Source organism: Vibrio sp. 10N.222.54.E6 (genome assembly GCF_041473955.1).
In the GTDB taxonomy this organism is placed as follows: Bacteria; Pseudomonadota; Gammaproteobacteria; order Enterobacterales; family Vibrionaceae; genus Vibrio; species Vibrio tasmaniensis_A.
On record NZ_JBFRTD010000093.1, the window covers coordinates 1 to 466 of the forward strand.

The 466-nt window shown below is 45.7% G+C and carries 3 tRNA genes; all 3 read left to right on the forward strand.

The features are described 5' to 3' along the window. The first annotated feature begins 129 nt into the window (after positions 1 to 129). The 3 genes from AB4513_RS24660 (at position 130) to AB4513_RS24670 (ending at position 429) form a co-directional block, all read left to right on the forward strand. Positions 130 to 205 (forward strand) — tRNA-Glu (locus AB4513_RS24660). A gap of 2 nt (positions 206 to 207) precedes the next feature. After that, positions 208 to 283, forward strand: a tRNA-Lys gene (locus AB4513_RS24665). Between the two features lie 70 nt (positions 284 to 353). Continuing rightward, positions 354 to 429 (forward strand) — tRNA-Val (locus AB4513_RS24670). Positions 430 to 466: the final 37 nt, after the last annotated feature.

Sequence of the window (466 nt, forward strand, 5' to 3'; positions counted from 1 at the left end):
CCTCCTTATACGAAGATACTCACGATGAGTGTCCACACAGATTGATTAGGTTTAGAAAAGCAAAGAGATGAAGAACTCCCAAGTTCTTCGAAGTTTGTTTCTACTTTTAAAGTAGAGATGAATTGCAGTGTCCCGTTCGTCTAGAGGCCTAGGACACCGCCCTTTCACGGCGGTAACAGGGGTTCGACTCCCCTACGGGATACCATTGGGTCGTTAGCTCAGTTGGTAGAGCAGTTGACTTTTAATCAATTGGTCGCAGGTTCGAATCCTGCACGACCCACCATTCTTTCTCCGCGTAAAGGATGGCTTTTATTTTCACTTTTATTAAAAGTGAAGACAAAAGAAACTATCGTGGGCGATTAGCTCAGTTGGGAGAGCACCTGCCTTACAAGCAGGGGGTCACTGGTTCGAGCCCGGTATCGCCCACCATTCTCTAAATATTCTTGGTTATAGTCATATCCAAACC